This window comes from Allobosea sp. BK604 (assembly GCF_004341515.1).
GTDB lineage: Bacteria > Pseudomonadota > Alphaproteobacteria > Rhizobiales > Beijerinckiaceae > Allobosea.
In genome coordinates this window covers 1-19,257 of the sequence record NZ_SLZF01000018.1, presented here as the reverse complement: position 1 = coordinate 19,257, position 19,257 = coordinate 1, and the positions used below count along the sequence as shown (strand labels likewise).

General features: G+C 67.5%; 16 protein-coding genes. 11 read left to right on the top strand and 5 right to left on the bottom strand.

The features are described from left to right. Window positions 1-33: 33 nt before the first annotated feature. On the bottom strand, window positions 34-978 hold the full coding sequence (locus tag EV560_RS35265; protein ID WP_131860579.1) for a LysR family transcriptional regulator: 945 nt from the start codon (window positions 976-978) through the stop codon (window positions 34-36). 81 nt (window positions 979-1,059) lie between these two features. Between EV560_RS35265 and EV560_RS35260 the strand changes: the two genes are divergently transcribed. Continuing rightward, window positions 1,060-1,452 carry an iron chaperone gene (locus EV560_RS35260; protein WP_131860558.1) on the top strand — a complete coding sequence of 131 codons (393 nt, stop codon included), beginning with the start codon at window positions 1,060-1,062 and terminating at the stop codon, window positions 1,450-1,452. Between the two features lie 61 nt (window positions 1,453-1,513). After that, entirely contained in the window at window positions 1,514-1,933 is a 420-nt protein-coding gene (locus tag EV560_RS35255) for a GNAT family N-acetyltransferase (protein WP_131860557.1), read from the top strand. Window positions 1,934-2,038: 105 nt separating this feature from the next. Here EV560_RS35255 and EV560_RS35250 read toward each other — a convergent pair whose 3' ends face one another. The 3 genes from EV560_RS35250 to EV560_RS35240 form a co-directional block, all read right to left on the bottom strand. Continuing rightward, complete coding sequence (locus EV560_RS35250) at window positions 2,039-2,560, bottom strand: DUF4142 domain-containing protein (RefSeq protein WP_131860556.1); 522 nt, start codon at window positions 2,558-2,560, stop codon at window positions 2,039-2,041. Between the two features lie 61 nt (window positions 2,561-2,621). After that, window positions 2,622-3,308, bottom strand: coding sequence for a GntR family transcriptional regulator (locus EV560_RS35245; protein ID WP_131860555.1), 687 nt, complete (start codon window positions 3,306-3,308; stop codon window positions 2,622-2,624). A gap of 44 nt (window positions 3,309-3,352) precedes the next feature. Beyond that, window positions 3,353-4,771, bottom strand: a complete 1,419-nt coding sequence (locus tag EV560_RS35240; RefSeq protein ID WP_131860554.1) for an SAF domain-containing protein — start codon at window positions 4,769-4,771, stop codon at window positions 3,353-3,355. Window positions 4,772-4,926: 155 nt separating this feature from the next. Here EV560_RS35240 and EV560_RS35235 point away from each other — a divergent pair, with 155 nt between their 5' ends. From EV560_RS35235 to EV560_RS35215, 5 genes are all read left to right on the top strand, one after another. After that, entirely contained in the window at window positions 4,927-5,967 is a 1,041-nt protein-coding gene (locus tag EV560_RS35235; RefSeq protein ID WP_131860553.1) for a 4-hydroxythreonine-4-phosphate dehydrogenase PdxA, read from the top strand. A 69-nt stretch (window positions 5,968-6,036) separates the two neighbouring features. Beyond that, window positions 6,037-7,029, top strand: a complete 993-nt coding sequence (locus EV560_RS35230) for a Bug family tripartite tricarboxylate transporter substrate binding protein (RefSeq protein WP_131860552.1) — start codon at window positions 6,037-6,039, stop codon at window positions 7,027-7,029. A 162-nt stretch (window positions 7,030-7,191) separates the two neighbouring features. Next, window positions 7,192-7,680 (top strand): tripartite tricarboxylate transporter TctB family protein, encoded by a 489-nt coding sequence (locus EV560_RS35225; protein ID WP_248312367.1) that lies wholly within the window; start codon window positions 7,192-7,194, stop codon window positions 7,678-7,680. Window positions 7,681-7,710: 30 nt separating this feature from the next. Then, on the top strand, window positions 7,711-9,222 hold the full coding sequence (locus EV560_RS35220; protein ID WP_131860550.1) for a tripartite tricarboxylate transporter permease: 1,512 nt from the start codon (window positions 7,711-7,713) through the stop codon (window positions 9,220-9,222). Window positions 9,223-9,277: 55 nt separating this feature from the next. Beyond that, entirely contained in the window at window positions 9,278-10,195 is a 918-nt protein-coding gene (locus EV560_RS35215) for a dihydrodipicolinate synthase family protein (RefSeq protein ID WP_131860549.1), read from the top strand. Between the two features lie 11 nt (window positions 10,196-10,206). Here the strand turns inward: EV560_RS35215 and EV560_RS35210 are convergent, their stop codons facing one another. Continuing rightward, on the bottom strand, window positions 10,207-10,560 hold the full coding sequence (locus EV560_RS35210) for a VOC family protein (protein WP_131860548.1): 354 nt from the start codon (window positions 10,558-10,560) through the stop codon (window positions 10,207-10,209). Window positions 10,561-10,752: 192 nt separating this feature from the next. Between EV560_RS35210 and EV560_RS35205 the strand changes: the two genes are divergently transcribed. The 4 genes from EV560_RS35205 to EV560_RS35190 all read left to right on the top strand — a co-directional run. After that, the gene (locus tag EV560_RS35205; RefSeq protein WP_131860547.1) at window positions 10,753-11,511 is read left to right on the top strand and encodes a hypothetical protein; all 759 of its coding nucleotides are present in this window, start codon (window positions 10,753-10,755) and stop codon (window positions 11,509-11,511) included. Between the two features lie 381 nt (window positions 11,512-11,892). Beyond that, window positions 11,893-13,884, top strand: a complete 1,992-nt coding sequence (locus EV560_RS35200; protein WP_248312366.1) for an autotransporter assembly complex protein TamA — start codon at window positions 11,893-11,895, stop codon at window positions 13,882-13,884. Beyond that, the gene (locus tag EV560_RS35195; protein ID WP_131860545.1) at window positions 13,884-18,215 is read left to right on the top strand and encodes a translocation/assembly module TamB domain-containing protein; all 4,332 of its coding nucleotides are present in this window, start codon (window positions 13,884-13,886) and stop codon (window positions 18,213-18,215) included. Before EV560_RS35200 ends, EV560_RS35195 begins: the two co-directional genes overlap by 1 nt. A 410-nt stretch (window positions 18,216-18,625) precedes the next feature. After that, window positions 18,626-19,257, top strand: a 632-nt coding sequence (locus tag EV560_RS35190) for a porin (protein ID WP_131860544.1), incomplete at its 3' end; no start/stop codon positions are given.

Here is a 19,257-nt window from a genome sequence, read left to right as displayed (position 1 = left end):
TTCATAACGCGATAACCAATCCATCGTGATTACCTAACCCGATGTTATCTTTTGGGCGATGCCGAACCGCGATGTCTCCCGACGGGGCGATACCACGGCATTCATCTCTTCGCGCAGCAGCTTCACGAAGGTCTCGGCATAGAGCGAGGGCGCCTTGTCGTTCTTGATCGCGACATAGGTCTGGAACTGCGTCGGCTCCGCGATCGGTACCGCGACGATGCCCTGCATCGAGTCATGCGCCACGGTGAACTGGTCGATCACCGCGATGCCGAGCCCGGCCCTGACCAGCGAGCACACGGTGGTGCCGAAGCGCGCCTTGATCCGCATGTCATAGGCCAAGCCCTGCCGGCCGAAGATCTCGCTCATGATCCGGCCGTAAGGGTCGTTCGGGTCGATGCCGATCAGCTCGTGGCGCACGATCTCCTTCGCCGAGATGACGGGGCGGCTCGCGAGCTCATGCGCCTGCGGCACGATGCAGAGCAATTCGCCCATCGCCAGTGGCATGAAGTCGATGCCGGGATGGTCGAGCTTGTAGCTCATCGCGGCGATCTCGCCCTTGCCGAGCAGGAGATAGTCGAGCGCCTCCTCGATCTTCAGGATGTTGATGTCGATGCGCAGGTCGGGATGCTTGCGCCTGAGCCGCTCGATCGCGCGTGGCACCATGACATGGCAGATGCTCGGCACCGAGCCGAGGCGCAGCTCGACATCGCCGCCGCGCTCGATCCGGGCCAGCGTGTAATGCAGGTCGTCGACCTTCTTGTAGACGCCGTTGATCTGCTCGAAGATGTCGTTGGCCTCCGGCGTCGGCACATAGCGGCCATGGCGGCGCTCGAAGAGTTTCAGCCGCAGCGAGCGCTCGGTATGTTTCATCAGCCGGCTGATGCCGGGCGCCGAGACATTGAGCAGCTTTGCCGCCCCGGCGATCGTGCCGGTGATCATGATGGCGCGGATCACCTCGATCTGGCGCAAGGTCAGCATGACCGGCATGTCCCCTTATGCTTTGTTTTGCCGCAAACGGAGGCGAGCAGCCCCGCACTGTCAAGCCAGAGGACGCGCGTGATGGCCAAGACCGATTTCAAGTCGGTGGACGAGTATATCGCCGCCCAGCCCGAGGCCGTGCGCGGGATCCTCGAAACCATTCGGAGCGCCATCCGCAAGGCGCTGCCCGACGCCGACGAGGTGATCTCCTACCAGATCCCCGCCTACAAGCTGGAGGGCGGCGCGGCGATCTACTTTTCGGGCTGGAAGAAGCATTATTCGCTTTATCCGGTCACCGAGGGACTGGTCGCCGCCTTCAAGGACGAGTTCGCGGAATGGGAGGTCGAGAAGGGCACGATCCGCTTTGCCCTGACGAGACCGGTCCCGACCGGACTGATCGAGCGTATCGCCTCCTTCCGCGCCGCCGAACTCGTGGCGGAGCGCAAGCGCAAGGTGGCTGCGAAAAAGCGATAAGAGGCTGGCGGCGGCTGCGCCGGTGAACCAATTTTCGGTCGTGGCCGAAGGGGGAGTGGGGATGGACGTCGAGATCAAGCTGGTGACCCCTGGCGATGCCGGCCTTTTCGGCCGCGTCGCCGAGGATGTCTTCGACGAGCCGATCCATCCCGAGCGCCTCAAGGCCTATCTCGCCGAGCCCGGCCATCCGATGGTCGTCGCGCTCGCCGGCGGCGAGATCATCGGCCAGGTCGCGGCCGTCATCCATCGCCATCCCGACAAGCCGACGGAGCTGTATATCGACGAGGTCGGGGTGACGCCGGCCTGGCAGCAGCGCGGCATCGCCAAGCGGATGCTGGACGCCATGCTCGTGCATGGCAAGGCGCTTGGTTGCGAGGAGGCCTGGGTCGGTACCGAGCCGCATAACCTGCCGGCGCGCCGGCTCTATGAACGCCATTGCCGCGAGGCGGAGACGTTCGTGATGTATCTCTGGCCGCTCTGAAAGATTGAGCGAGCGCATCGGCCCGAAAAGTGGATTGCGGTTTTCGGTAAAGCCGATGCGAAAACAAGAAGCTAGATCATAGGACCGGATATCCGGTCCTATGATCTAGTCGGTGGCCGGCAATGCCTTGGCCTGCCTTGCATAGTCCTGCAAGGTCGCGAGATTCTTGCTGGCGAAGCTCTTCAGCTCTGCGTCGGACCCGCGCTCGGCATAGGCCGCGAACAGGGCTTCCGCCTCCTCGTTGGCCGCTTGCTGGGCTTGCACATAGGCGCGGTCGAATTCCGGACCCTGGAGATTGCCGAGCTGGCGCAGGATCGCCTGGCGCTTGTCGTCGGGCATCTCCGGCGCGCTGATGCCGGTGCGCTTGGCCACGATCTGGCGCAGGCCGGTGCCGAGCGTGGTGCGGTCGCTCACGGCCTGATGCGCGAATTTCTTGATTTCCGGGGAATTGCTCTTCTGCAGCGCCATCGTGCCCGCCTCGATGGCGAACATGTTGGAGATCGCAGCCTCGGTGATGAATTGTTCGGGCGCCGGCACCTGCGCCCGCGCCGGCAGGGCGGCGAGCGCAAGCATCGCCAGCCCGAGCAGGAACGATTTCGGAATCATGTTGAAGCGGCCGGTTTCCATGGACGGTCATGGAACCGTGGAATGCGCCGAAGGTTCCCTGCCGCTCCGGCCTGAATGCGCGTCAGAGCACTTCGCGCACGCGCTCCAGGGTCGAGTCCATATGCCGGCCGATGATCTCGGCGAGCGTGTCGGCGTCGCGCTTCAGCAGCGCCACCATCATTTCCTCATGCTCGGCCACGGCGCCGGCCCATTTCACCGGCCCTTCATTGCCGATGAAGCGCAGCCGCTTGATCCGCGACTGCAAGGTGCTGTGCATCTCGACCAGCACCGCATTCTCCGAGGCCGCGACGAAGGCGCTGTGGATCGCCTGGTTGAGCTTGAAATATTCGAGCCGGTTGCTGGCCCGATAGAGCTCCATCATCTCGACATGCAGGTCGTTGATCGCCGCGATCGCAGCGTCGCTCGCCTGCTCGCAGGTCATCCGCGCGCCGAGCTGTTCCAGCGCCTTGAGCACCTGCAGGACCTGGTAGAGATCCTTGGCGGTGAACTTGCGGACGACCGCGCCCTTGGCCGGCTGGATCTCGACGAGGCCCTCGCTGGCGAGCGTCTTGATCGCCTCGCGCAACGGGGTGCGGGAGACGCCGAGCTGCGCGCCGACCTGCCCCTCGTTGATGCGCTGGCCCGGCGCGAGCCGGCCTTCGATGATCATGTCGCGCAGGCGCTCGAGCACCTCTTCATGCAAGGTGCGGCGTGTGATGCGCGGATAGAGCTCGGGCCCTTCGCTGGTCGTCTCGGCTTCGCTCGTCATTGCCGCTCCTGTTTACATCGTTACGGCACGCGGTTCTAACCCTGTCAACGCGTTGCGGCGGCGCGCTCCACTTGGTTTTCGGCGAAGATCGCGTCCTGCTTGCGCCGGGTCTGCAGCAGGATCGAGCTCTCGTCGATCTCGACATCGCCGAACCTGATCGCCTCGCCGGCCTTGACCGGGCGCACGAGCTTGCGGTCGGCGACGAGATAGAACGGGGCAGGGCGGTCCGCCGCCAGCGCCGCAGCCGGGCGCATCTCGGCGCCGACGCCATCGATATTGTGATGATGGCCACCCATGTGCAGCACGGTGCCGGCGGGCAGGTCGCGCTGCGCCACGGCGACGAGATCCTGGCGCGGGCGGTAATCCTCGCCATAGCCGGAGCGGCCGAGCCCGACCGCGTCGAGCACGCTGGTCGCGGCTTCCACGCCAAGCAGATGGCGCGGCAGGTAGATCATCGCCGTGCCCGCCGCCTTGCTGACGACATGGCCCTTGCCGGCGAGCACGTCCCAGGTCGTGTCGTCCTCGCAGCGCACCACGATGAAGACGCCGCCGGCGAAGCTCGCTTCCTCGGCGAGGCGGATATGGTGGAAGACGTCGACCTTGTTCGTGCCGGCGATCAGCCCGCCCTGGCGCTGCTGCGCGAACAGGTCGGCGAGCTCGGGAATGCGCGCCGGCGGCGAGTGGAAGGCGGCCGTGTCGGCGCTGAGCCCGGTCGCGTTGGCGACCAGCGTCATCTCGCAGAGATCGGGCACGGCACGCAGCGGGAAGGCCGAGCCGAGGATGCGGGCGCGCTCGGCCGCGACCGAGACGGGCGAGCGCTCGCCGGCGAGCCAATGGTCGCGCAGCTCCGGCAGCGATTTGGTCACGCCATTGCAGGTCACGTCGCCGGTCCTGGCGTCGAGCACGAAGTCGTACTCGCTCGACTTGCCGGCGGCGATGATCTCGAGCCCGAGTACCTCGGCCCAGGTCACCAGCGCGACGAGCAGGCTCGGCTGGTCGCCGTCGACCGGGGTGATGACGAGCCCCTTCTCGCGCGCCAGATGGGCAAGGCCCGGCCCGACGACGCTGTCCGCTTCCTTGGAGACCAGCGCGACATGCTTGCCGGCCTCGATCGCCGCCAGCGTGTGGCGCGTCGCCGCTTCCGGCCCGCCGGTCGCCTCGATCAGCAGGTCGAAGGGCAGCCCGATCACGGTGTCGAGCTTGCCGGCGGCGACATAGCGGCCGGCATCCCAGGCCGCCTTCGCCTCCATGGCCGTCTCGCAGGCGACGATCTCACGCGGATCGATCCCCGCCGACGCCATCGCGCGGGCCGCGCCCTCGGAGGTCATGTCGATCGCGATACGCGCATTCACCAGCCGCATCCGCCGGGCCTGGCCGAGGAAGCTCTGGCCGAAGCTGCCGCTGCCGACGAGGCAGGTCTCGACCGGCTTCTTGATGCTGGCGTAATACGCGTGAAAGTTCATTCTGTGCCTCCCAAAGCGATAGCCGTCACGACTCTTGGACGGTCGCCGTTACACCCGTTCTATAGCAATTAGATTATGCTGCATACAGCATACTTGTTGCCTCCGACCGGCCATGCTAGGTCATGGCCCAAGCCGAGGATGCGGAGAACGAGAACATGGAAACGCGCGCTAACGGTCCCTTGCCCACGATTGCCGTCGCGATGGGCGACCCTTCCGGCATCAGCCCGGAGCTGATGGCTCGCATTCTGGCCGAGCCGGATCTGCGCGCGGCGGCACGCTATGTCGTCTTCGGCGACAAGCGCCTGCTCGATCTCGGCGCAGCGGACGGCAAGGCCGATCCCGATGTCCTGGTCATTAAGGACGGCGACGAGATCCCGGCCGAGTCCGCCAGGCCGGTCTTCGTCGATCTCGGCAATTTCGACCCCGCGACCACGCTCCAGCGCGGCACGGCGACGCTCGCCGGCGGCACCTTCGCCACCGAGAATTTCCGCCGCGCGCTGCGCTTCGCCAATGACGGCAAGGCCGATGCCGTGTTCTTCACGCCCTTCAACAAGGCGGCGATGCGCTTCGCCTATCCCGGCTATGACGACGAGATCCGCTTCGTGCGCGATGCGATCGGCTTCGAGGGCCCTGCGAGTGAGTTCAACGTGCTCGACGGCCTGTGGAACTGCCGCGTCACCTCGCATATTCCGCTCTCCGAGGTCGCTGCGAACATCACCCAGGAGCGCATCCTGCGCTCGCTGACGCTGGCCGACGCCAACCTGCGCGCCGCCGGCTTCAACCCGCCGCGCATCGCGGTCGCGGGCATCAACCCCCATGCCGGCGACGGCGGCAATTTCGGCCGCGACGAGATCGACACGATCGAGCCGGCGGTGAAGGCGGCCAAGGCCAAGGGCTTCACGGTCGAGGGGCCGTTCCCGTCCGATACGGTGTTCCTGCGCGCCAAGAATGGCGATTTCGACGCCGTGCTGACCATGTATCACGACCAGGGCCAGATCGCGATGAAGCTGATCGGCTTCGACAAGGGCGTCACCCTGATCGGCGGCTTCCCGTTCCCGATCTGCACGCCGGCCCATGGCACGGCCTACGAGATCGCCGGCAAGGGCATCGCCAATCTCGGCGCCACCCGCGCCGCGCTGACGCTGGCGATCAAGATGGCCAGCGAAGGGAAGGGCGCGCGCAAGGCGGCCGCCTGAGTTTTTGAACAATCCAGCAGGGCGGCCGTTTCATGAGCCGCCCGAGAGCAATCAACCAGGGAGAAACAGATGAAGAATCTCTGCATTGCAGCCGGGCTCGCCGCGGCCTCGTTCGGTTTCGCCAGCGGGGCCCAGGCCTGGCAGCCGACCAAGCCGGTCGAGTTCGTGGTCACCTCCGGCCCCGGCGGCGGCACCGATAATTTCGCCCGCGTCGTCCAGTCGATCATCACCAAGCACAAGCTGTTCGATCAGCCGATCGTGGTGGTGAACAAGGGCGGCGGCTCGGGCGCCGAAGGCTTCATCCACGGCAAGGCCGGCAAGGGCGACCCCCACCGCGTCGTCTTCGGCACCAACAACGCCTATCTGCTGCCCTATGTCGCCAAGCTCGGCTACAAGTATTCGGACCTGACCCCGGTCGCGGCGCTGGCGCTCGACGAGTTCATCATCTGGGTCAATGGCAGCGCCCCCTATAACGACGCCAAGAGCTATATCGACGCGGTCAAGGCCAAGCCCGGCACGTTCCGCATGGCCGGCAGCCAGTCGAAGGACACCGACCAGACGCTGACCTCGATGATCCAGATCGCCACCGGCGCCAAATGGATCTACGTGCCGTTCCAGGGCGGCGGCGCCGCGGCGGTGCAGCTCGCCGGCGCGCATGTCGATTCCAACACCAACAACCCGAACGAGAATGTCGGCCAGTGGAAGGCCGGCCAGGTCAAGCCGCTCTGCGTCTTCTCGCCGAACCGCCTCGCCAAGAGCGAGCCGGTCTTCGAAGGCAAGGGCTGGGGCGATATCCCGACCTGCAAGGAAGCCGGCCTGCCGCTCGAGACCTTCCAGATGCCGCGCACCGTCTGGCTGCCGGCCGAGGTCCCGGCCGATGCGGTCGCCTTCTACGCCGACATCATGGAGAAGGTCTCCAAGACGCCGGAATGGCAGGAATTCGTCACCCGCACCGCCCAGACCGGCCGCTTCATGACCGGCAAGGAATTCACCGACTTCATCGCCAAGGATGATGCGGCGAATGCCAAGGTCTTCGAGGCCGAAGGCTGGGTCGTCAAGTAATCGCCGCCGTCATTCGGCGTACATCCCGGGGCGATCGCAGGTCGGCCCGGGATTCCATCATAGAGCGGCGCCTTTGGCTGTGACCCGGCGCCGCGCTTCGCTCCGGCCGGGAGCGGATGACAATCCGGAATGGCCGGCGCCAATCAGACAGGGAGCGCGCTCATGATCACCCGCTTCTGGGCCGAATCCGCCACTGCCGTCGCGACGATGGTCTTCGGTCTCGTCATCGTCAAAGGCGCGCTCGAATTCGGCATCGGCTGGGATTCGTCGGGGCCTCAGCCCGGCGCCTTCCCGTTCTATACCGGGCTGCTCGTCGCGCTCGCCAGCCTGGGCACGCTCGCCATCACCATCGGCAAGCGCTTCGCCGGCAGCGGCGGGCTGCAGGAGATCAGCCTCGACGGCGAGCAGTTCAGGCGCGTCGCCGCCTTCTTCCTGCCGCTGCTCGGCTTCGTGCTGCTCAGCGTCACGCTCGGCATGTATGTCGCGACGATCCTCTACCTCGTCTTCGCCATGCGCTTCCAGGGCGGCTATGGCTGGCTGCCCTCGCTGGCGACGGCGATCGGCGCGGCCGCCTTCTTCTATCTCGCGCTGGAAAAATTCTTCCAGATCGGCCTGCTCAAGGGGCCGCTCGAGCCGCTGCTCGGCCTCTGACCTCGCAATATACCGAACCGGTGCCCGCTCATGGATAATGTCGCCTCCCTGATGCACGGCTTTTCGGTCGCCCTGACCACGCATCACGTGCTGCTGATGATGGCGGGCGTGCTGCTCGGCATCCTCGTCGGCGTGCTGCCGGGCCTGGGCGCGCCGAACGGCGTCTCGCTGCTGCTGCCGCTGACCTTCAGCATGGACCCGGTCTCGGCCATCATCCTGCTGACCTCGCTCTACTGGGGCGCGCTCTTCGGCGGCTCGACCACCTCGATCCTGTTCAACATCCCTGGCGAGCCGTCCTCGGTCGCGACGACATTCGACGGCCACCCGATGGCGAAACAGGGCAGGGCGACCGAGGCGCTCTCCTTCGCCTTCCTCTCGGCTGGCTTCGGCGCCATGGCCGGCGTCATCCTGATCACGCTGCTCTCCGGCTGGGTCGCGAATTTCGCGCTGAAATTCTCCTCGCCCGAGTATTTCGCCGTGTATTTCATGACCTTCGCCAGCTTCATCGGGCTCGGCGGCGCCTCGCCGCTGAAGGCGATCGTCTCGATGGGCATCGGCTTCGCGCTCGCCTCGATCGGCATGGACTCGGTCTCCGGCAATGTCCGGCTCACCTTCGAGTTCGACGCGCTGCTCGGCGGCGTCAGCTTCCTCATCGCCGTCATCGGCCTGTTCGGCATCGGCGAACTGCTCCTGACCATGGAGGAGGGGCTCAAGTTCGACGGCGTCCAGGCCAAGGTCCGCATCGGCGACGTGCTGCGCACCGCCGCCAAGCTACCGCGCTACTGGCTGGCGCTGCTGCGCTCCAGCATCATCGGCATCTGGATGGGCATCACGCCGGGCGGCCCGACCGCCGCCTCCTTCATGAGCTACGCCATGGCCAAGCGCTCCTCGCGCCACCCGGCCAAGTTCGGCAAGGGCGAGCCCGAGGGCGTGATCTCGCCCGAGACCGCCGACCATGCCGCCGGCTCCGCAGCCATGCTGCCGATGCTGGCGCTCGGCATTCCCGGTTCCGCTACCGCGGCCGTGATGATGGGCGGGCTGATGATCTGGGGCCTCAATCCCGGCCCGACGCTCTTCACCGAGCGGCCTGATTTCGTCTGGGGCCTGATCGCCTCGATGTATCTCGGCAATGTCGTCGCGGTTATCGTCGTGCTCGCGACCGTTCCCCTGTTTGCCTCGATCCTGCGCATCCCCTTCGCCATCATTGGCCCGATCATCGTGGCGATCTGCTTCATCGGCGCCTTCACCGTCGCCGCGAAGCCCTTCGACATCTGGCTGGCGCTCGCCTTCGGCATCGTCGGCTATGTCTTCAAGAAGCTGGATTATCCGATCGCGCCGCTCGTGCTCGCCATGGTCATCGGCGACAAGGCGGAGGATGCCTTCCGCCAGTCGATGATCTTCAGCCAGGGCTCGCTCTCGATCTTCTGGTCGAACCCGCTGGTCTCGACCCTGATGGCGATCGGCCTGATCCTCCTGCTCCTGCCGCTGGTCGGCCCTGTCGCACGGCGCTTGCGCGGCAGGACGGCGGCACGCACGGTGTAGCAGCCGTATCGCGAGTTCGAATCCCGCCCTGTCCGCCAGCCCCAGAGATGACGCCATGACCGAACCCTACAAGGGCATCCTGCCGATCGCGCCGACCATCTTCCACGACAATGGCGATCTCGATATCGAGGGCAACAAGCGCGTCATGGACCTGATGGTCGACCAGGGCGTCGACGGCATCTGCATCCTCGCGAATTTCTCCGAGCAGTTCCTGCTCACCGATGCCGAGCGCGAGCAGGTCATGCACCTGTCGCTCGAGCAGGTCGCCGGGCGCGTGCCGGTCATCGTCACGACCTCGCATTTCTCGACGCGCATCGCCGCCGAGCGCGCCAAGGCCGCGGCGAAGGCCGGCGCCAAGATGCTGATGATGATGCCGCCCTATCACGGCGCGCTGCTCAAGGCCGAGGAGCAGGGCATGATCGAGCATTTCAAGGCGGTCGCCGATGCCTGCGGCATCCCGATCATCCTGCAGGACGCGCCGCTCTCGGGCGTGACCATGACCGTGCCCTTCATGCTGCGCCTCAACAAGGAGGTGCCGCTCGTCCGCTACTTCAAGATCGAGGTGCCGGGCACCGCCAACAAGCTGCGCGCCCTGATCGAGGCCGGCGGCGCGGCCGTCGTCGGCCCCTTCGACGGCGAGGAGGCGATCACGCTGATGGCCGATCTCGACGCCGGCGCGACCGGCACGATGACCAGCGCCATGATCCCCGACCTGATCAGGCCGATTCTCGGCCTGCACGCCTCGGGCGACCGCAAGGGCGCCGCCGCGCTCTATGGCAAGCTGCTGCCGATCATCAACTACGAGAACCGGCAATGCGGCCTGCGCTCGGCCAAGGCGGTGATGAAGGAGGGCGGCGTCATCAGGAGCGAGGCCGTGCGCCATCCGCTGACGCCGTTGCACCCGAAGACCCGCGAAGGGCTGATCGAGCTGGCGCGCGAGCTCGATCCACTGGCGCTGCGCTGGGGCAAGTAGCGCATCGGCCCTCAGGCCTTCGTCCAGACCGCGAGCTCGTAACCATCCGGGTCGGCGAAATGGAAGCGCCGGCCGCCCGGGAAATCGTAGGCGGGCTTGACGATTCGCCCGCCTGCCGCCTCGATCCTGGCCTGTGTCGCGGCGAGGTCGTCGGCATAGAGGATGACCAGCGGACCGCCCGGCCTCGACGCGCCCTGCGTGGTGAAGCCGCCTTCGAGCCGGCCATCGGCGAAGGCGCAGTATTCGGGTCCGTAATCGGTCATCGTCCAGCCAAAGGCGGCCGCGTAGAAGTCACGCGCCCGGGCGAGGTCGGCCACGTTGAACTCGATATAGTCGATGCGCCGATCGTTCTGTGATGCGCTCATCATATTGTCCTCTGAAGCCAGGCCTTGAAGCGCGTGCGCCTGTCAGCCGGCGGCAGGATACCCGCCCGGCATGGTTCCTCTGTGGCCAACGCCTTGTTCAAGGGTACCTCGCTGCTGTAGCAGCTTGGCAAGCATCGCGCGGCCTGCGCACGATGCTTGCAACGACACGCCACCGACAGGGACGGACAGACCATGGCCACGACGACCGAAACCAAGCTGACCGAGGCCTTCGTCAAGGCGCGGCGCGAGCGTAAGCTGGTCGATATCGAGACCTTGCCTGTTCCGGCCGATCTCGAGGAGGCGCTCTCGGTCCAGGCCGATGTCAGCGCCGCGCTCGGCTATTCGCATCTCGGCTGGAAGGTCTCGATCGGCGAGGGCGGCCGCGGGCTGATCGGCCTGATGCCGGGCCCGTTCCTGAAGCCCGGCGACACCTATCGCTCGGTGCCGGGCGCCGAGCTGCGCGTCGAGATCGAGATCGGCATCCGTCTCGGCCGTGACATGCCGCGCCGGCCCGGCAAGCCCTATTCGCGCGAGGAATTGCTGGCGCATTGCCACAGCGCCTTCGTCGGCATCGAGATCATCGAGAGCCGCATCGCCGACTGGACCAATGTCCCGTTCCCGCTCTGGCTCGCCGATGCGATGGGCCATGGCGGCTACCTGATCGGCCAGGACGTGCCGCTCGAGGTCTTCGATTCGATCGGCGAGCTGAATTGCACCGTCGAGCTCGACGGCGACGTGCTGCACGACAAGCCGGCCGTCCATGGCAATGGCGATGCGCTCGCTCCGGTCCTGGCCTGGGCCAATCGCGAGCAGGAGAGCGCGCTCGGCGGGCTCGTCGCCGGCCAGGTCATCACCACCGGCAGCCTCTGCGGCGGCGTGCTGGCGCCGACGCTCGGCCCGGTCATCACCCGGCTCGACCCGCTGGCGGCGATCTCCTTCGCCCTGGCCTGAGCGGGCGGCTTCGGCCGCCGGCGCATCGGCCCGAAAAGTGGATTGCGGTTTTCGGAAAAGCCGATGCGAAAACAAGACGCTGGATCATCGGCCCGAAAAGTGGATTGCGGTTTTCGGAAAAGCCGATGCGAAAACAAGACGCTAGATCATCGGACCGGATCGGATATCCGGTCCGATGATCTAAAGGATATCTTCAGAGCATCCTGAGACGCTCCGCGCGCCCAGAGGCAATTGCCGCCGGGCGGGCGCCGTAAAGATTGTTGAAAGGGGTGCGCTCCACGCCGGATTGTGGTCAAGTCGCGGCGGGATCACAAAAACATCTCATTCTTTTGGTTTGAGTTGAGTTGCGTCGGAGGGTGGATGCGGGATTGGTGGCGGCAGGTGCGTAGCGTAGCGGGGCATTCTGGCTGCGCCTTCGCCGTTATGCTTGCCGTCCAGCCCGCCCCGGCCCAGGCCTTCGACTGGTCCTCGCTCGACATCTTCGGCCTGTTCACCTCCAAGGATCAGCCGCCGGCGGTCAGCCCGCAGACGCTGCCCTACAAGCTCGAGTTCGATCTCGGCGACGCCGCCGACGCCAAGGCGCTGACCCGCACCTTGCAGGACGCCTCGCTGCTCTACCGCCTGCGCCAGGATGCGCCGCCCGATGGCGAGACGCTGGCGCGCCGCATGGCGGCCGATCTCAATCCGATGGTCGATGCGCTCTGGTCGCAGGGCTATTTCAACGCCGACCTGACCTTCGAGGTCGATGGCGCCCGGCTGCGTGTCGGCCAGGAGCCCGATGCGCGGCTCGTGCGCGCGCTCGAATCCTATCGCAACCGCGAGGCCGCCCCGATCAAGATCGAGGTCGTGCCGGGCCCGGTCTTCAGCATGCGCCGCGTCGATATCGCCGAGCGCGGCGACTATGACGCGCCGACCATCCCCGATCCGCAGAAGGTCGCAAAGCTCAAGCCCGGCGATCCCGCCACCGCCTCGGCCCTGCGCTCGGCCCAGGCCGCCCTGGTGGATTACCTGCGCAACCAGTCGCGCCCGCTCGCCAAGATCGTCGAGCTCCGGCCTGTCGTCGACCATGCCGCGCGCATCATGGACGTGACCTATGTCGTCGATCCCGGCCCGCTCGCCGGCTTCGGCGATATCGCCATCGGCGGCACGGTCGATGTCCCGCCCGAGGTCGTGCGCTCCTTCATCTATCTCGAGCCGGGCGATCCCTATTCGCCCAAGGCGCTGGCCGATACCCGCAAGTCGATCACCTCGATCCCGGCCATCGGCTCGGCCCGCATCCGCGAGGGCGACAAGCTCGACCGCAACGGCAACCTGCCCATCTTCGTCGAGGTCTCGGAGCGGCCGAAGCACCTGATCGGCTTCTCCGCCCGCTATTCGACCATCGACGGCCCGGCGCTCAGGACCTACTGGGAGCATCGCAACCTCTTCGGCGGCGCCGAGCGGCTGCGGCTCGAAGGCGATATCTTCTACGTGCCGCGCATCGACGGCTCGAAGGTCCAGAGCTTTGGCGATTTCGAGCGCTCGGATATCGGCGGCCGCTTCGCCTTCAGCTTCATGAAGCCGGCGCTGAAGGGCAGCCGCTACGACCTGCTCGTCGACGGCTTTGCGACGCGCGAGCGTGTCGGCACCAACCGCTATGGCGGCTATACCGCGCGCTACGCCAACGTCACCACCGCGATCCGCCGCCGCTTCAGCGACACGTTCTCGGTGCAGGCCGGGCTCGAGGCCGAACGCGGCCAGACCAGCGACGTGCTCGGCCAGATCGACTACACGCTGGTCGGCATCCCGCTCTCGGTGAAATACGACTCGACCGACAGCCTGCTCGATCCGACCCGCGGCGTCCGCGTCTCCGCCTCGGTGGCGCCCTATCTGATGTTCAGCGACGGGAACCACGGCCTGTTCCAGAGCAAGGCGTCGATCTCCGGCTATTACGCGCTCGACGAGGATGCCCGCTATGTCCTCGCCGGCCGGATCGGCTTCGGCTCGATCACCGGCGCGGCGCTCGACGAGATCCCGCCGACGCGGCTGTTCTTTGCCGGTGGCGGCGGCTCGGTGCGGGGCTATGCCTATCGCACACTCTCGCCGCTCGGCCCCTACAACCAGCTGATCGGTGGCCGCAGCCTGTTCGAGGCCTCGGTCGAGGCGCGCGTCAAGATCACCGAGACCATCGGCATCGTGCCCTTCGTCGATGTCGGCATGGCCTTCGAATCCGCGTTCCCCGATTTCAAGGAGACCCTGCATTTCGCCGCGGGCCTCGGCCTGCGCTACTATACGCCGATCGGGCCGATCCGGCTCGATGTTGCTGCGCCCCTCAATCCGCGCAAGGGCGACAAGCCCGTCGCGGTCTATATCAGCATCGGGCAGGCCTTCTGATGCGGAAGCGACCGACCATAGCGCGCATCGCGCTCTTCGCGCTCCTGCTGCTCGCGGGGCTGGCCGTATTCGCGCGCTTTCCCGGCGAGGCCCAGAATGCCGACAGCGACCGCGGCATCGTCGCCGACCTGATCTCGCGCGCGCTCTCGACCCCGAACAGCCAGGTCTCGATCGGCGCCGTCGACGGCGCGCTCTCCTCCGATGTCGTGATCCGCGACATCGTCCTCTCGGACCGCGACGGCGCCTGGCTCAGGCTCGACCGCGTCAGGCTGATCTGGACGCGCAGCGCGCTGCTGCTGCGCCGGCTCGAGGTCAACCGGCTCGAGATCGGCAAGCTCGAGATCCTGCGCAAGCCGGCGCCGCAGCCGCCCGGCGCCGCGCCGCCGAGCGATGCCCCGATCCTGCCCGAACTGCCGCTGAAGGTGATCGTCACCGCCTTCCAGCTCGGCGAGCTTTCGCTGGGCGCACCGGTCATCGGCACCGCCGCTCGCCTGGGCGCGACCGGCGCCGCGACGCTGGGCCCGCCGGCCGAAGGGCTCGATCTTCGGCTCGAGGCGCGCCGCCTCGACAGGCCCGGCGAATACACGGTCCGGGTCAATTTCGTGCCGCAATCGACGCGGCTCCAGGTCGCCGCCAAGGTCGACGAGCCGCCGGGCGGGCTGATCGCGCATGTCGCCGGTCTGCCCGACCAGCCGCCGGTCAAGCTCGACCTCAACGGCGATGGCCCGCTCGACGCCTTCCGCTCCAACCTGACCTTCACCGCCGGTCCGACCATCGGCGCGCAGGGCTCGGCCAATCTCTCGCGCGCCGGCAATGCCCGCAATTTCGCGCTGGCGCTCGATGCCCGCATCGAAGGCCTGATGCCGCCGCCGGTCGCGCCGGTCTTCGCGGGGTCGACCAGGCTCGACGGCACGGTCGGCATCGTCGATGACGGCGCGGTCAATGTGACCGGCATCTCGCTGGTCTCGGCGCTGGCACGGCTCGATGTCCGCGGTCGCTACGGCGCCGACAAGACGCTCGATTTCCGCATCACCGCCGGCGCCATCCCCAACACCAACGGCCGCACCGTGGCCTCGGGCGCCGAGATCGCCAAGCTGGCGCTCGATGCGACCATTGTCGGCCCGGCCGCCGGTCCGCGCGTGACCGCGAGCCTCGATGCCGAGGATGCCCGCCTGCCGCTGGGCGAGCTCGGCAAGCTCGCCATGCGTTTCACCGCCACGCCGAACGGCTCGATCGGCGATGCCAATACGCGCATCACCTTGGTTGCCGATGGCGATGCCTCGGGCGTCGCGCTGGCCGATCGCAAGATCGCGCGGATCGTCGGCGATCGCGTCACCTTCACCTTGCGCGGCACCGGCGACGGCGAGGGCAGCGCCGATTTCGAGACGCTGCGCCTCGCCATGTCCGGCGTCGAGCTCGACTACAAGGGCCGGCTCAGCAAGGCCCGCATCCTCGGCGAGGCCAAAGCGGTCCTCCCCGATCTGTCGCGCCTCGACGATCTCGCCGGGCGCAAGCTCTCCGGCAAGGCGCGGCTCGGCGCCGCCGTCGATGCCGTGCCCAAGGACAATGCCTATACCGCGATGCTGTCGGGCCGCGCCGACGATCTCGCCACCGGCGAGGCGGCGATCGACCGGCTGACCGGCGGCGAGCTGAACCTGGCCGGCCAGGTCCGGACGCTGACTGCCGGCGGCCTGTCCGTGTCCGGCCTGCGCCTTGCCGGCCAGCATGTCGCCGCCACCGCCGATGGCGGCATCGGCCCGCAAAGCTCGGACCTGCGCGCCGCCATCACCTTGCCCGACCTGAAACGCGCCGATCCGCGCCTCTCCGGCCGCGGCGAGGTCACGGCCCAGCTCAGCGGTCCGCAGGACAAGCTCGACGCCACCGCCCGCATCGCGGTCACCAACGCCACGGCGCTGGGCCGTCCGATTCCGCGCCTCGCGATCGACGCCGTCATCCGCGATCTCCAGGGTGCGCTCGATTCCCGCGTGACCCTCTCGGGCGAGATCGAGGGCAAGCCGGCGACGGGCGGGCTGCAACTCGCGCGCACCCAGGACGATGGCTGGAACCTCTCCTCGCTCGACATCGCCATCGGCTCGGTCAAGCTCACCGGCGCCGTGACGGTCGATCCGGCGACGCGCGCCGCCGGCCGCCTGACTCTCGCCGCCCGCAATCTCGACGATCTTTCGGCCCTGGCGCTCACCAAGCTCGGCGGCCAGCTCGACGCCGATCTGGTGCTGGCCCTGCCCGAAGGGCGGCAGAATATCGATCTCACCGCCCGCGGCAGCCGCATCAACGCGGCGGGGATCTCGCTCGACAAGCTCGATGCCACAGCCGGCATCGCCGATCTCTACGGCCGCCCGGCGATCAACGCCGCCGTCGCCGTCGACCGTGCCGTGCTCGCCGGCGAGGCGATCAGCGCCATCCGCTTCGAAGCCAAGGGCGGCGCGCAGGCGAGCGATTTCACGCTCTCCGCCAATGCCCGCGGCTTCACGCTGAACGGCGCCGGCCGCCTCGTGCCCGGCGAGCCGCTGCGGCTGGAACTTGCTTCCTTCGATGCCCGCCGCGACGGCCGCCGCATCGCCCTCGCCAATCCGGCCGCGTTCAGCTTCCCGGCCGGCGGGGTCGAGATCGCCAATCTCGCTGTCAACGTCGATAGCGGCCGGATCAGCGTCGATGGCAAGGCCGGCGAGACGCTCGACCTCAAGGTCGCCGCCACCAACGTGCCGCTCTCGGCGGCGAAGCTCGCCGTCCCGAAGCTCGACCTCTCCGGCACGCTGAACGCGGAGGCGCAGGTCACCGGCAAGCCCGATGCGCTGTCCGGCCCGTGGAAGTTCAGCATCGCCCGCCTCGTCACCCCGGAGACCCGCAATGCCGGCCTGCCGCCGATCGAGATCAACGGCAATGGCCGCTTGAACGGACGCCAGACCAGCGTCGAGGCGAGCGTCGTCGCCGGCAGGGGCGCCAATCTGACGATCCGCGGCACGGCGCCGCTCAGCGCCACCGGCGCGCTCGACCTCGCCGCGCAGGGCAGGGTGGATGCCGCCCTCGCCAATCCGCTGATCGCGGCGCAGGGCCAGCGCCTCACCGGCGCGGTCGCGATCGACATGCGCGCCGGCGGCACGGCCTCGGCTCCCCGTCTCAGCGGCGCGGCGACCTTCTCGAACGGGACCTTCACCGATGCGCTCCAGGGCGTGCGCCTCACCGGCATCGAGGCCCGCATCGCCGCCAATGGCGACAACCTGACGATCGAGCGCGCCGTCGCCCGCGCCGCCAATGGCGGCACGCTCTCGGCCTCGGGACAGGTCAAGGTCGATCCCGCCGCGGGCTTCCCCGGCTCGCTGCGCATCCAGGGCAACCGCGCCCAGCTCGTCTCCAACGGCATCGTCACGGGCGTCGCCGATCTCAACCTCGAGCTGTCCGGCCCGCTGGCCCAGCGTCCCCGCATCAGCGGGCGGATCGACGTCGCCTCGCTCGATGTCGCGGTGCCGGACCGGCTGCCGGCCTCGCTGCGCCCGGTCGACGGCATCAAGCATCTCCATGCCAAGGGCACCGCTGCGGCGCGCCTCGCTGCCCAGCGCAGGGCGCAGGCCAAGGCCGCCGGCAGGGGTGGGCGGGCGGCGCCCGCCTTCGTCGCCGCGCTGGCCCTGACCGTCTCGGCGCCGAATCGCGTGTTCATCCGCGGGCGCGGCATCGATGCCGAACTCGGCGGTGAATTGCGCGTCGGCGGCACCTCGGCGGCGCCTCAGCTCGATGGCGGCTTCGAGCTGCGCCGCGGGCGGCTCTCGATCGCGAGCCAGCGGCTCGATTTCAGCCGCGGCCGCATCACCTTTGCCGGCGGCGTGATTCCCGAGCTCGACTTCGTCGCCGAAACCCGCGCCGCCGACGTCACCGCGCGAATCCTGATCACCGGTCCGGCCGACCAGCCCGCCTTCGCCTTCACCTCGAGCCCGGAACTGCCCCAGGACGAGGTGCTCTCGCGCCTGCTCTTCGCGCGCGCTTCGGGGGCGCTCTCGCCCTTCCAGGCGCTGCAACTGGCGCAGACCGCGGCGCAGTTCTCCGGCGTCGGCGGCGGCGACGATTCCTTCGAGCGGCTGCGCAAATCGCTCGGCGTCGACAATCTCGACATCCAGATGGGCGCCAGCGGCGGCCCGACCATCGGTGTCTCCCGCTATATCGGCGACAATGTCTCCGTCGGCGTGAAGGCCGGCGCAAAGCCCGAGGATAGCGGCGTCTCGGTCGGGATCGACGTCACCAAGCGGCTGAAGCTCCAGGCCGAGACCGGTGCCGATGGCAGTGCCGCCGTGGGCGTCGGCGCGGAGTGGGAATGGTAGCCTGAACGGATTGTGCGCTGGCCCGGGTCCTGAGAATCGGACCTTTGCGCGACGGCTTCCAGCGTTAGCGATTCTGCAACACTTTGCCCGGTCGACGGCCTCAGGCGGGGCCGTGCGGTTAATGCACGGTAAAATTCGCCCCTCAAAGCGTGGCGCGCCTGCAACACCGGGTTCCAAAGCACCCCTGCGAGCTGTGGAGCAGTTTGATCTCAGTTGATCGCCAATCCGGCTTTCGTATGGTGGTTCTGCGTCGGGACGTTCCCGGTCGCTGTTTTTCGTCTTCGCCTCTGAATGGTTCAGGGACGCGGGCGAAAGACCGGGAATAGGCGGGTTCGCCGGTTGGTCTCCTGGGGCCGTTGCCGAGAATACGCCGAAGCCCGAGGGTCTCGAAACTCTTTTGGAGGTTACCAATGAAGCTCGTTAAGAGCCTCCTCCTCGGTTCCGCCGCCGGCATCGCCGCGGTTGCCGGGGCTCAGGCCGCCGACCTTCCCTCGCGGAAGGCCGCTCCGGTCGAGTACGTTCGCGTCTGCTCCGCCTACGGCGCAGGCTTCTTCTACATCCCGGGCACCGACACCTGCCTTCGCGTCGGTGGCCGTGTTCGCGCTGAATACGCTGTCGGCACCCGCTTCGGCGACTACCAGGACGCTTACGGCACCCGCGCTCGTGGCCGTCTGAACATCGACGCCCGCACCGCGACCGCCTACGGCACGCTGCGTACGTTCTTCCGCTACGAGCTGACCAACAACACCGGTCTGTACAACTCGGGCGCCATCACCCCGTTCAACACCGGCGCGGTCGTTCCGGGCTCGGTCCGCGGCGCTGCTCCGGCGGCTTCCTCCAGCGCTCTCGTCGATCTGGCCTTCGTCCAGTTCGGCCCGATCACCGCTGGTCGCGCTCAGTCGTTCTTCGACTTCTATGCGAACGACTACAACTTCGCTTCGACCCGCACGTCGGACACCCGTCTGAACCTGTTGGCCTACACCGCCACCTTCGGTTCGGGCTTCTCGGCCACGGTGTCGTTGGAAGACCGCGTTTCGGGCAC